Origin of the sequence: Salinivibrio proteolyticus (genome assembly GCF_027286365.1) — a bacterium.
GTDB classification, from domain to species: domain Bacteria; phylum Pseudomonadota; class Gammaproteobacteria; order Enterobacterales; family Vibrionaceae; genus Salinivibrio; species Salinivibrio proteolyticus.
Window position 1 is genome coordinate 100,731 of record NZ_CP114585.1, and the last position, 12,754, is coordinate 113,484.

Below are 12,754 nucleotides of genomic sequence, written 5' to 3' on the forward strand. Positions count from 1 at the left end.
GGTCGTTACCTATCAAAAAGTTTAACGGGTTTTTGCATTTTTAACGTGTCGACGCGGTTACGTAAGTCATTCCATAGTCCGAGTCGTGAGGAGTTACCGGCCAGCTCCCCTTGGCCTCGCTCTTTCATCAGCCACAATCGGCTACCATTAAAGCTGTAGATAGGTAGCAAATCTCGCCGCAATGAAGCGCGCTTTATTTCTGGGTCGAGGTTATCGAGCAGCACAGGTTCCGATGACGGTGTGGGATAGTAAGCGACAACCATATGGAACTGATCCAACCGAATCGCTTTGACATACACCAACCGTAGCTTCTTATCATCGACACCGAGTTCTCGCAGTGAGAAATACTTGGCGATACTAAAATCCTCACAATCGCCTGCGCTGGTGCCGAGAAACTCAAGGGGCGTCGCCCAATAGTCTTTTTTTCCCCATAGCTCGATATCATCAACAAAATACAATTGGTTAAAAAAATCATTTACCTGGCGCAGCTTTTCTTGCTCCGACAGACTCTGTGTATTCGCGACCATATTGCGCCAGGCCAATACGCGTTTGCCCGCACGCTCACCGTAAAACGCGGAAACCTGCTGGATCCAACGCGATTCAGTGGTGGTCAAGCCGCCGACACTCATCGACAGCAAAATGGCCAATATGGCGACGCCCCATCGCTTCATAGACATACGGCTCGCTGTACTACTGGGGCCGGCGAGTGAAGATTGTCCACGCTTTCTCTACATCTCCTTTAAAGTTCAACAGCTCTGCACTCACGCGCCGGTCTTGTGGCGCGTTCGGATCGGTGTGCGTGGCATTCGCTTCCCCCAGCGCATCAATCTCAATGCGGCTTGGAACAATGCCGGCGCTGACGAGCTCGGCCCTAACCGCACGTGCCCGCTCTCGCGATAAGCGTAAATTATACTCGGGCGAGCCAATGGCACTGGCATGACCGGTTAAACGTACTGACACGCCGGGGTACTGGGTAAGGAAGTCTGCCATAGCTGTTATATCAGTGACATAGTCGGGGCTGACTTTTGCGGTATCATTGGCAAATAGCACCCGCAACGATGTGGCTGGCGTCTCTGACGCTTGAACGGTGGAGTCTGGCTCCACATAACTGGGACACCCTTGATTATCGACTATGGCACCGATTGGCGTTTGTTCACAGCGATCACGCGCATTGATCACGCCATCCTTATCCGCATCGGCAACGTCGTGTTCTTGCAGGGCCACCGGCGGTGCCATAATGGCATAACCGCAGCCACTGAGGAGGCTGATACACACAGCGTAAAATAGGACTCGCATCATTTGTGGTCCTCCGCGTTAACTTGCCATTCGGCAGGTATCGTCACCCGCAACGCATTTAATAGATTGCCGGTGTTATTCAATAGCCGGTATTGCGCTAAGAGATGATCAAAGTTCGCGTCAAGGTAAGCGCGACGTGCTTCGAACAACTCGTTTTCTGTGTTGAGCAAGTCCAATAAAGTGCGTCGGCCGATACGAAACTGTTTTTCATAGGCCAGCACTGTGTCTGACGCTGCATCCACTTGTTGTTGGAGAAACACTTTTTGTTGGGTGGTCAGCTGGTAGGCACTCCATGCTAAACGCGTACTTTCTTCCAATTGCCGATAGGCATTGTCAAAGATGTCTCGTGCGCGATTCAGCTCGTATGCGCCTCTGCGAATGGTGGCCTGATCGCTCCCTCCATTAAAAAGGTTATACCGAAAGCGCACCATCGCGCTAAATTCATCACTGGTATCGTTCACGCCACTCACTTGATCAGCCCAAGTTTGACTGACTTCCAAACTAACATTAGGTAGATGATTGCCTTTAAACTGCTCGTATTGAGCGCGCGCCGCCTCAATGTCGTAGCGTGCCAGTTTTAACAATGGGCTGCGGCTGACGGCTTGCTCTAACGCTGTATCAATGGAGGGCGGTAAGGCAAGGTCATCGACAACGGGTTCAATTGGCTCGTTAGCAGGCTCACCCACGACACGGAAAAACGCAGTAAAGGCGTCTTCGAGGTTGGTTTGTGCCGAGAGTAAATTTGCGTTGGCACGCGCGACACGTGCCTCGACTTGAGATAAGTCAGCCGTTGACCCAATTCCAGACTCCGCGCGGCGACGAATATCAGAGAGGATTTGTTCATGCACAGCCATATTGGCCTCAGAGAGATCTAACACTTGCTCTGCCTTAAGCACATCCAGATAGACCTCGGCGACTTGCAGGGCCTTGTCTTCCGCATCGGAGAGCAGTTGAAAGCGCTGACTGTTGGCTTCATAACGTGTGCGCCTCACATTGTGTGAGGTTTGCCCATCCCATAATAACTGGCGCAGGCTTAGTGTTGCGTCTTTGCGATCAAAGTCGATATCACCTTGTGCACGGGTGGAGTCGTTTTCGATACGTTCATAGCCAATGCCTGCATCTAAATCGATGTCGGGAAGGTAGTCGCCTTCACTGTTTTTCATTTGCTCATGCAAGCTCATCAGCTCGTGAAACCCGCCACGCAATTCAGGATCGGTGGCGAGAGTGAGCACCACTGCCTGTTCTAACGACTGGCTGTGGGCGGCGGGGAGCAAACTGAGTACCGCTATTACAGCCGCACTCATACGTGTCCAAACTGGCATCATATTTCAGTCATCCCTATTCCCGTAATGCCGTGTTTTGTGCCCTAACAATAGGATTAATCAGATAATCAAGGACGCTTCGCTTCCCGGTAATGATGTCAACAGACGCGGTCATCCCGGGAATAATCGGCAGTGTTTCTGCGTCACCGATATTGTTTTTCTCGGTGCGTACCTTAACCAAATAAAAACTGTTGCCTTCCTCGTCTTGAATGGTGTCTGCACTGATGGTTTCTAACTGACCGTTCAGGCCACCATACACGGTAAAATCGTAGGCGCTAAACTTCACCACCGCTTCCAACCCGGGGCGCAAAAAGGCAATGTCTTGTGGCGCGATTTTGGCCTCAATGAGCAGGTTGTCTTCCGAAGGAACAATTTCAATAATGTCCATCCCCGGCTGAATTACGCCACCGACGGTGTTGACATGTAACTTCTTCACGGTGCCATCAACCGGGGAGGTCACCACGGTGCGCGCGACCCTGTCTTGTAGGCTCACTTTTCCCTCTGTCATCGAAGCAATTTGCTGTTCGACTTGGTTAAGGGTTTCTTGTTGTTCTGTTCTGAACGTTAACGAGACATCTAAACGCTGGAATACCGCTTCTCGCATTGATGACACCACGGAAGGCAACGATAACTGCGCGGAGGATAGCTCACGTTGGGTCTCGTTGAGTTGGCGCTGCAGTTTAATTAAGTCAATTTGAGGCACCACCCCTTCTTCGGCGAGAGGGCGAGTAATGTTGAGCTCTTCTTGTGCGAACGCCAAGCTTTGCTTGAGGCTGTCGATACGTGACTCGAGCTCGATCAGTTCTTGCTCCTTTTGGCGAATTTTTTGTGCCGTCACGTACAGCTGGTTTTGAATGTTCGATAGCTGCTCTTGATAACTGGCTTGTGCTTGGTTCACGAGCCCCGGACGCGCTGCGGCCAAGTCGCTGGGGACTTGGAGAGGTTGACGATTGAGAATGATGCTGTCGCGCCACTCTTCCAGTGCAGCGGTGTCATTAATTTGTACTGACTCGAGCAATGCGCGAATGCGAATTTCATCGGCGCGCAAGCCATTGAGTTCCTGCTCACGCTCTCGAAAATCCGACCGGAACAGGGTGTCGTCGATAAGGATTAAACGTTGGCCACGGACGACCGTATCGCCTTCCTTGACCAACAGCTCTTTAACCAGCCCGCCTTCAAGGTTTTGCACCACTTGCAGTTGCGAGGAGGGGATCACTTTTCCTTGCCCGACCGTCACTTTATCGAGTTGCGCTTGGGAAGCCCAGATGGCGGCTGCGATCAGAAACAAAGCGATTGTCCACAACAAGATACGCGCACTTTTTGGCGCGTTTAAGAGCAAAGCCGCTGTTTTATCATCGATGTAATCGAGATGCTCGTCTCTGGGCAATACTGCATGAGACTTATCGCGCCAAGCCATGTCTCTCCCCATGTTAGAAACCGCTCTTAAAAGTCTAGTCTATGCTGCTGATTTTTTACTTTATTTGTTGGTTTTTATGCGAAGTTATGTATCACTGCGCGACGATGATACGAAGGAACCGCTAATGTTGGTTACGTTTGAAGTTTTCTTTATCTAACTGGTGTTTGCGCATTTTGTCGTAAAGGGTCTTTCTCGCGAGGCCCAATTCTTGTTGTACGTCTTTTAGTCGACCACCATGTCGTCGCAATGCATCGCTAAGGATCTCAAACTCGAATTGACTGACACGGTCCGTCAGTGTGGGCAATTTAGACTCTGTGGTCGCGGAAGGCGCTGCGTTGTCTAGCCTATCTTCGCCAAGTAGGACCAATCGCTCGGCGTAAGCGCGAAGCTCTCGCACATTGCCCGGCCAGCTGTGTGCGCATAACCGTTGTTGTTGTGGTGAAGACAATGTTGGGGCTTCGATGCCATAGCGTGACGCAATGGTTCGAGTAAAGTTCTGAAATAGCGGGATAATGTCATCACAGCGGTCACGCAATGGCGGCATCAAAACGTGGCCAGTCAGGAAATGTTGACATAATGCGGGATCGAATTGCTCACGTTGTACCCGCTTGGCCAAGTCAAACCGTGATGTGACAATAAGGCGAACCTGACTGGTTTGGGGATGCTCAGGATTATCACGTAACTGAATATAGCGATATAACCGTTGCTGAAGAGGGATCGGTAGCGCCTCGATGCCGTCAATTAACAAACAGCCACCGTCTGCAGCATGCAATTTTCCAGCTTTGTTAGCCCAGTGAGGCAACTCGCCGCCAAATAACGTTTGCTCCAGCAAATGGGTAGGCAGTAAGCGGCATTTGAGGGTAATCAAGGGCGTGTTCTGCCATTTGCCATGGTCGTGAATAAAGCGAGCGGCCAGCTCTTTCCCGGTGCCTTTTTCCCCGACTAGTAACACGTCATCGTCTGTTTGCTGATAGTAGCCCAGCTGACGACGGGCGGATTTCACTTGCGGATGGTTGCCTAAAATGCGCGGCCCGGGACCACTTTGTGCTGCAAGCTCCTTGCGAAGTTCGCGGTTTTCGAGCACCAAAGCACGCTTGTCATACGCGCGTTTTAACACGTCCAACAGATGATCGGTTGAAAAAGGTTTTTCGATAAAATCGTACGCTCCCAGCCGCATGGCTTCGACCGCGGTAGAAATATCACCGTGGCCGGTAAGCATGATCACTTGCATCTCACCATCGAGCGCTAATATCGCTTGCAATAGCTGCATGCCGTCCATGACGGGCATATTAATATCGGCGATGATAACGCCTGAGAAGTCGGTGGTCAGGGCCGCTAATGCCTCTTGTGCGGTCGCAAACGCGTTGACCTGCCAGTCATCAAGGCGCAGTGTCTGCGTCATCGCATCGCGGACCGCAGGCTCATCATCGACCACAATCACTGTCGGCTCCATTATTCACTCTCCTTAGTCGGAACGGGCAGACGAATGATCATGATGGTTCCGCCTGTTGGGTTGGTGTTAGCGATAAGTTGACCATGTAGGCTCTCGAGGATGCGCTTAGAAATCGTCAGCCCAAGTCCGAGTCCCGTTTCTTTAGTGGTAAAAAAGGGCGTAAAAACCTGTGCCAGTGTTTCACTATCCATGCCTTTACCATTGTCTATCACACGCAGTTCAAGGCGGCTTGCATCGTGTTGAGTCTCAAACCGAATGCAAGGGTCGGGAGTACTCGATACAGCATCAATCGCGTTGGTGAGCAAGTTGACTAATACTTGCTCAAGCAAAATGGCATCAGCGATAACATAAAGAGGGCTTGAGTGTGAGGGAAGCTGTACCGTGATGCCTTGACGAAGCCAGCGGCTTTTGGTCAACGAGACTGCGGCATGAAGCAATGGCACGACATCGAGGGTACCTGTTCGGGTTTGTGATTTTTTTGCGAAGATCTTAAAACGCGCCACAATGTCGCTGATCATTTGAATCAATCCGAGCGTTTTCGCCAAATTAGCTTCCACGTCTTGATAGCGTGCTTTGGCCAGTAAGCGCTGGCTGTTTTCTGTGTAGGTGCGCATGGCCGCAAGTGGTTGATTGATTTCATGGTTGATCCCTGCAGACATCTCTCCAAGGGTCGCCATTTTGGCGGCTTGTACCAATTCTGATTGTGTTTGTTTGAGCACTTGTTGCGTGCGCTCGTATTGATGAAGGGTATCACGCAATTGCAGGTTGGACGCTTGCAAAGATTGTGTACGGCGTGCGACTTTGCGTTCAAGATTCTGGTTTAATCGTGCAAGCTGGCGCTGAGCAGCAAGACGCTGCCACCATGCTAAGACAATCACAGTGACCAAGAAATAAAACGTGATGAATAGTATGACCGCCTGAAAAACATAAGGGTAAAGGGTGCTGATCGGCGTGAGCCCATAGAGCTGCCAATCTGCTTGGCTGATGGTGTGTGTGGTCATCAGCATTGGCTGACGTGCAGAGGCGTCTAGCCCGAGGGAAATCACCGCGTTATCTCCTAACTGACGAGGATGCTGAAACTGGCTCAGCGGGATAAGCGGGGTGTCGCCATAACGCCTCGAGCGTTGAATGCTTTGCTTTTGAGGCGTGGGCAAGGTAGTGAGTGTTTGGTACACCCAGTCTGGGTTAGAGCTGTAAAAAATAACCCCTTGCGGGTCGGTCAATAGGTAGTCAAAGGTTTGATATTTCCATACTTGTTCGATAATCGACAGGTCAACCTTGATGACGAGCACTCCCAGTAAACCCTGTTGATTTGAGTCACGGACGGGATAGGAAAAATAGTAACCGCGCTTTCCTGAACGACTGCCCAAGGCATAATAAGCGCCTTTTCCCCCTTTTATCGCTTGTTGGTAATAGGGTCTGTACGCATAGTTTTGACCCACAAAAGAGGCTTGGCTCTGCCAATTACTGGCCGCCATCGTGGTCCCTTGTCTGTTCAACAGGTAGACGGTGTCGGCTTCAAGACGCGAGGCCCACCGAACTAATAAACGATTGATCTCTACAACTTGCTGTTTGGGCGCCGAATCAGCTAATAAGGCGACTAAGCGTGGATCGGTGGCGAGGACGGCGGGTAGCTCACTGTATCGAGCCAGCTCGGCAGACAGCTTATCTTCGAGTTGTCGAACATCCTCGCGCATTTGCGCAATTAACTGAAACTGGGTTTCGTTGAAGGTGACAATGCCAACGATCACGGATAAGACCGTGCCGAGTAGGGTCGCCGACAACACAAATTGCGACTTTTTCACCGTCTTGCTCCTTGGCCATTGATCGGAGTCGGTTTAATACCGTACCCGAGAATATCCTTGTCTATCTGGCGCAACCTGCGCAAAATAACGAAAAATGAATGAATTGGAGAATGCAATGGATCTGTCTGACATTCGAAGAGAATATACGCGAGGCGGTCTACGCCGCAATGATTTGCCTGATAGCCCACTACAATTATTTGAACATTGGCTCAAACAGGCCATAGAAACAAAAGTTCCTGACCCTACCGCGATGACGATCGCGACTGTGGATGAAAACGGTCAGCCTTTCCAACGTATTGTGCTGTTGAAAGACTACAGTGACGATGGGTTCGTGTTTTACACCAATCTAGGCAGTCGTAAAGCCTTGCATTTAAAGAACAATAGCCAAATTAGCCTACATTTCCCTTGGCACTTTATTGAGCGCCAAGTACATATAACCGGCGACGCTGAGCCATTGACTAAAAAAGAGGTGTTTAAATACTTTACCTCCCGTCCCAAGGAAAGCCAGATCGCTGCATGGGCGAGTAAGCAAAGCGAGCGTCTGACGGCGCGCTCTGCCCTTGAAGGTAAATTTATGGAGCTCAAACAGCAATTCGCAAAAGGTGAAGTGCCAGTGCCCACATTCTGGGGTGGCTATCGTGTGAAACCAAAAAGCATTGAATTCTGGCAAGGCGGAGAGCATCGGCTGCACGACCGCTTTTTATACCAGCGCAACGATGACGATCAATGGGGTGTTGAACGCCTTGCGCCCTAAGCCCTATCTCTTAGCCAATGTAAGCAATGAAAAGTGCTGCTTTGTGTAGCACTTTCTCTATTGTCAGTACGTTAATCTCGCAATACCACAGACAATTGCTTAGTGAGCAACCGCTCTGGGATCGCAGAGCCGAACCCCAACGCTAATGCACGTTCAATTAAAGCTGCCTTGGACTCTACACCAAACTTTTCCCGCAGGTGTGCAAAGTGGTTTTCAATCGTCTTTACCGATACCCCTAAAGTTTGCGCAATTAATTGCGGCTTTTTGCCATACAGATGCAGAAATAGCACTTCAGACTCTCGCGCGGTTAAATGGATGTCGGGACGATGTGATGGTGCGTCGAGCGGATGATCCTCTGGATGTGTCACTGCGCGGCATATCCAGTGTCCGACTTCCAAGATCGCCGTGTCACTCAACTCTTGGCCACAAAAAACGACGCCACAGATATTCCCCGCCTCATCGTACCAAGGCGTTTTGGTAAAAAGATGGGCGTACCATCGGCCGTTTGCGTAAGGATGAATATCTAATACCCGTAGACGTTTGCCTGTTTCCATCACTTGTTTGTCTTGCGCCTGGAATTGATCGGCACAGGCGATGGTTGGGCAGGGCATGTCGTGATCCGTTTTACCAATACACTCTTGAGGGTGCTTGAGTCCCACGAGTCGGCAGTATTCACTATTTGCGTAAACAAATACGGAGTTTTTATCTTTGCATCCCCAGCACCCAGGCAGTTGTTCAAGCATTGAGAGAGAGGGAGGCAGCATGGAAACTGGTTGCATCATAAGGCCTACACGATCGAATGTTATTATTATTGGACGCCATTGTCCGTTTGAACATAAAAAAACAGGCAGGCTTATTTGAGCACAAAAAAATGCCGGCATAAAGCCGGCAAAGACAAGAGTCGCCCTTTCGGGCTGTATCCTGTACGACGTGTAGAAGAGGTTGTCTAAATAACCGAACGAGTCATGAGGGTTTTTGACCGCCCTAGTTATCGTTGACTGCACCTAACAGTGTTAGGATTTACGTAAAAGCATTTATCGGGACAAATACTGTTTACGTTTGTGACTATATCCAGAAGCCTAGACGTTGGGTAGGGGGGATTTGCCCTATTGACACAAAATAAAGTGACTTTACTTAAAGATTGTGGCTAAGATCAATCTATGCTGCAAAGTGTAAGTAACTGATAAACACGTTCTTAACCAGTGTATTATTCTGTTGTTGATTCGCTAGGGTGATAGACAGTCGTGGTACGCCGGTAGATAACACTGTGCTGATGGTGCTTGCCGATGAAGTAAGCAGAAAAAAGCCGCTTGAGAAAGCGGCTTTAAAGGACTTAGATACTATCGCTTGTCAGACTAGATTTTTCTGATCACGCGGAAACCAAGATAATTAGCACTCATGTTTTCGCCGACGTCCAAGCGTTCTGATGCGCGAGCACGTTGCGGTGAAAAGTTCCAAGCACCACCACGGGCGATTGGCTCTTCACTGCTTACCCATTCCCAGACATTACCGGCCGTGTCATAGACACCAAAGGGGTTAGGCGGAAAGCTTTTTACCGGTGAGGTTCGTGTGTTTGACCACACGGTACCGCTCCAGCCTGTGTTGGCGTTGCCGACACCAATTTCGTTGCCCCACCAGAAATCGCTGTTTGTGCCGCCACGGGCCGCCACTTCCCACTGCACATCGTTCGGCAGTGCGTAGTTATGGCCGGTTTGTTGGCTGAGCCATTTGGTATAAGCATTGGCATCTTTCTTGTTCACACAAACAACGGGTGAATCTGCGGCTTGGTCAAAACCAGGCTGACGCCAATCTGACTCCAAGCTTTGGCTGATCTCACCACTAACCAGCATATTACAACCATTACCTTGTTCTGCAGCGGTGACATAACCGGTCGCATTCACAAAAGCATCAAACTGCGCCACGGTGACAGGCGTCGAGCCAATCGCGAACGAGTGGCGTACCGCAACGTTTTCTCGCGCGTCTGGACCGACTTTGTATTCACCTGCGCCAATAACCACCATTTGCGGGGCTTCAAGGTTATTAGATACAGGGTCAGTAAACTTTTTTCCCGGGCTAGGTGGACGATTGGGTTGCTCTTCGAGCTTGGCCCATACGACCTGATCTTTGCCAAGATAAACCTCGCGGCTATAAGGCATAAATCCAGGTTTGCTCACCGTCAGTTCATGGGTGCCAACAGGAAGCATCAGTTCAACAGGTGTGCTGCCATAAGACACGTCGTTAATTTTAACGCTGTCGTCATAACGGTTAGAGCGAACAGTGACATTGACCCAGCGTTTTGCTTGTTGCTTATGCTTGGCTTGTTGCTGCGCTTGTGTGGTTTCAACACAGTAGCGATCTTCCAGATCTAACAAGCGACAGGCTGCTGTTTTACCCGGGCGACTGACAAGCTCCGCTTTAATGCGGGTGGTGTAGTCGGTGCCACCGGTAAAGCCTGCATCAACCACTTCACTGTTAGTGACGTGAATGTTGAAAGCCACTTTGTCGATGTTTTGCTTCACTGCCGCCGATTCGGTGACAAAGTCGGTGACTTGGCCACGGAATTCGCGAATGGCTTGTTGCATTGTCAAGGTCTTACCTTGATTCGCACAAGCGGCAAGCGTCATATTGGGCGCACAGGTGACACTATGGACAACCTCAATGGTGTCTTTTTGTGTCAACTCTTTACGCAAGCGTTCAGCGCGGGCTTCACGCATGGCCTCGTGCAGGTTTTCCAACGTAGTGGCTAATAAAGCCTGCTGGCGTTCTTGCTGCGCGAGCAACTTTTTCTGCTCGATAATCGCTGATTCGTTCGCAGCTTGTTCCTGTTGATGGTTATTAACCTTTTGCCAGGCTTGTTGGTACGCCTGCTGATAAGGACCAATGTCGGTACTTGGGTCAGCAATCAAGTCTTGAAACTTGGCGTCCAGCTGGGCTTTAGCCTCACTGCGCTCGCGTTGCAGTTGACTTAGCTCGTCATCTAACGTGGCGCGTTTAACTAAAAGGTCATCAAGCTTCGCCTGCTGCAGGGCCAGCTCATCGTTTTGAGACTCCAGCACATCTTCTTTTGCGCGAAGTTTCTCAACCAACTCACTGACCGGATCGATGTTATCCGCGGAAGACGCGTTTTCAGCGAACGCCAACTCGGTTAGCAGTAGGGGAGGGAGCGCTAAACATAGCGCCTTTATGTATTTCGTTGTCATAGTTCCCTTGCTTACGCATGTGTCGCAATAATAATACCTATGTCCAAAAAGTAGACTATCACGGAAACCAGTGTTGCCACGCAAACCGTGTTAATTATTTGACGGCAGTCAGCATTCTGCGACGTGATCGGTGCAACTGTGTTCATTGTTTTTAATATCCACGCGAGATTACCTTAAGCGCCGCCGCGCTTCAAATAAGATTGTGTGACGACGCGTGTGACGGAACCATGATCAAGGCCAAGATCGCCATTGATCGCCTCGAAACGATGATCAAGCAAAGAGGTTTTTCATCGCATCGCCTTTAACCGCTTTATAGACAGTAGCTTAGCAGCTGACACTGTCATTGTTTTGTTGTCTTTTTTGTTCTTCTACGCTGATCTATTAATCAAAAATGAGGGATCTTCCGCATTTTTTTAGTCCAAATGACATCGGCCGTAAAAATAGAGGTTCTTGATCATAGTTCCGAAAGATGATGATCGCGTGCTACTGATAATCGTGACAAAATAATGCGATATAGGTTAACGGTGATAGTGACGGTCAATGGCAAAGACGCCGAAAGTGTCTGAAGTGATAGCGTTACCCAGCCAGCAATTGCACCACAGCCATGATTACAAACAAGTGGTGATAGGGCTGCAAGGACAAACGGAATTTGATGTCGGTGGGCGAGGAAGCCTCGTTGGCCCGGGACAGGGGTGCTTGGTAACCGAATCCGAAGAGCACGCCTTTACCGGTGTGGGACGCAATGAAATACTGGTAATTAACTTACCGTATCAAGAATGGGTTGGGCATGCGTCGATGCATGACAATATCGCTCGCCTTTTTGAGCGTGATGCGTATTTTCAGCTCGACACTCAGGCTCAGACCTTAATTAAAGCGTTAACGGCAGAAATGATAGCCAATCCAACCGATTTATTGCTCAGTCGAGCGTGTGCCGACACCCTGATGTGTGTGTTGCACCGCCATTTTCGTGACCACATTTCACCACGACGAGACGGTCATCGGCTCAACATGGATATCATCGACCGCTATATTCACCAACATATGAGTCGCAAGATTACCGTCGCCCAGCTGGCTGGTAGTGTTTTTCTTGCAGAAAGCCAATTCCATCAACTGTTTAAAGAACAGGTCGGGATGACTCCCCACCAATATGTGTTGGAAAAGCGGTTCGCGTTGGCAAAGCAACTGATTAAAGAAAGTGATTTGACGATGGCACAAATCGCCGATAGTTGCGGTTTCTCTAGTCAGAGCGGATTTACCAACGCGTTTTCACGCTATTTTGGTGTCTCGCCCGCAAAGTTTAAGTTGACTCCTTAGCGTTTGTTCACAACGCGATCTCGTGCCTATTTTTATCGTCGCCATGCGTCCTATTTGTTATGGAGGCATGGCGATCGACAGCTTTATTTGTTAATTACCGGAGGATTTTGCAATAATGCCGGAGCTTTTTGTAAGACCCTGACGATAGACCCCGCATAGAATCGATCGCCAAGTAACAATGACGTAACATTTT

10 protein-coding genes are annotated in these 12,754 nt (G+C 49.7%); 2 read left to right on the top strand and 8 right to left on the bottom strand.

Annotation, left to right across the window (positions count from 1 at the left end):
* Positions 1-5 precede the first annotated feature (5 nt).
* From N7E60_RS14475 to N7E60_RS14500, 6 genes are all read right to left on the bottom strand, one after another.
* Positions 6-671 (bottom strand): transglutaminase-like cysteine peptidase, encoded by a 666-nt coding sequence (locus tag N7E60_RS14475; protein ID WP_069586770.1) that lies wholly within the window; start codon positions 669-671, stop codon positions 6-8.
* 19 nt (positions 672-690) lie between these two features.
* On the bottom strand, positions 691-1,299 hold the full coding sequence (locus N7E60_RS14480; protein WP_077454846.1) for an OmpA family protein: 609 nt from the start codon (positions 1,297-1,299) through the stop codon (positions 691-693).
* Entirely contained in the window at positions 1,296-2,618 is a 1,323-nt protein-coding gene (locus tag N7E60_RS14485; protein WP_408642357.1) for a TolC family outer membrane protein, read from the bottom strand. The genes N7E60_RS14480 and N7E60_RS14485 overlap by 4 nt, the downstream gene beginning before the upstream one ends.
* 16 nt (positions 2,619-2,634) lie before the next feature.
* Positions 2,635-4,035, bottom strand: coding sequence for an HlyD family type I secretion periplasmic adaptor subunit (locus N7E60_RS14490; protein ID WP_269598869.1), 1,401 nt, complete (start codon positions 4,033-4,035; stop codon positions 2,635-2,637).
* 121 nt (positions 4,036-4,156) lie between these two features.
* Complete coding sequence (locus N7E60_RS14495; protein WP_269598870.1) at positions 4,157-5,488, bottom strand: sigma-54-dependent transcriptional regulator; 1,332 nt, start codon at positions 5,486-5,488, stop codon at positions 4,157-4,159.
* Positions 5,488-7,293, bottom strand: a complete 1,806-nt coding sequence (locus N7E60_RS14500; protein ID WP_269598871.1) for a sensor histidine kinase — start codon at positions 7,291-7,293, stop codon at positions 5,488-5,490. Before N7E60_RS14500 ends, N7E60_RS14495 begins: the two co-directional genes overlap by 1 nt.
* Before the next feature lie 115 nt (positions 7,294-7,408).
* On the opposite strand from N7E60_RS14500, the gene pdxH reads away from it, so the two are divergent.
* On the top strand, positions 7,409-8,047 hold the full coding sequence (pdxH, locus tag N7E60_RS14505) for a pyridoxamine 5'-phosphate oxidase (protein WP_269598872.1): 639 nt from the start codon (positions 7,409-7,411) through the stop codon (positions 8,045-8,047).
* Between the two features lie 71 nt (positions 8,048-8,118).
* On the opposite strand, the gene N7E60_RS14510 is transcribed toward pdxH, so the two are convergent.
* Entirely contained in the window at positions 8,119-8,826 is a 708-nt protein-coding gene (locus N7E60_RS14510; protein WP_269599014.1) for a helix-turn-helix transcriptional regulator, read from the bottom strand.
* Positions 8,827-9,402: 576 nt separating this feature from the next.
* Positions 9,403-11,247: an SUMF1/EgtB/PvdO family nonheme iron enzyme gene (locus tag N7E60_RS14515; protein ID WP_269598873.1), complete on the bottom strand. Its 1,845-nt coding sequence runs from the start codon at positions 11,245-11,247 to the stop codon at positions 9,403-9,405.
* A 540-nt stretch (positions 11,248-11,787) separates the two neighbouring features.
* On the opposite strand from N7E60_RS14515, the gene N7E60_RS14520 reads away from it, so the two are divergent.
* Positions 11,788-12,561, top strand: coding sequence for a helix-turn-helix transcriptional regulator (locus tag N7E60_RS14520; RefSeq protein WP_069586778.1), 774 nt, complete (start codon positions 11,788-11,790; stop codon positions 12,559-12,561).
* The last annotated feature ends 193 nt before the right edge of the window (positions 12,562-12,754 follow it).

Excerpts from the sequence above, each read along its gene's own strand:
- N7E60_RS14520 (WP_069586778.1), top strand. The coding sequence starts at position 11,788 with ATGGCAAAGACGCCGAAAGTGTCTGAAGTGATAGCGTTACCCAGCCAG.
- N7E60_RS14490 (WP_269598869.1), bottom strand. The coding sequence starts at position 4,035 with ATGGCTTGGCGCGATAAGTCTCATGCAGTATTGCCCAGAGACGAGCAT.
- pdxH (WP_269598872.1), top strand. The coding sequence starts at position 7,409 with ATGGATCTGTCTGACATTCGAAGAGAATATACGCGAGGCGGTCTACGC.
- N7E60_RS14515 (WP_269598873.1), bottom strand. The coding sequence starts at position 11,247 with ATGACAACGAAATACATAAAGGCGCTATGTTTAGCGCTCCCTCCCCTA.
- N7E60_RS14510 (WP_269599014.1), bottom strand. The coding sequence starts at position 8,826 with ATGCAACCAGTTTCCATGCTGCCTCCCTCTCTCTCAATGCTTGAACAA.
- N7E60_RS14480 (WP_077454846.1), bottom strand. The coding sequence starts at position 1,299 with ATGATGCGAGTCCTATTTTACGCTGTGTGTATCAGCCTCCTCAGTGGC.
- N7E60_RS14475 (WP_069586770.1), bottom strand. The coding sequence starts at position 671 with ATGAAGCGATGGGGCGTCGCCATATTGGCCATTTTGCTGTCGATGAGT.
- N7E60_RS14485 (WP_408642357.1), bottom strand. The coding sequence starts at position 2,618 with ATGCCAGTTTGGACACGTATGAGTGCGGCTGTAATAGCGGTACTCAGT.
- N7E60_RS14495 (WP_269598870.1), bottom strand. The coding sequence starts at position 5,488 with ATGGAGCCGACAGTGATTGTGGTCGATGATGAGCCTGCGGTCCGCGAT.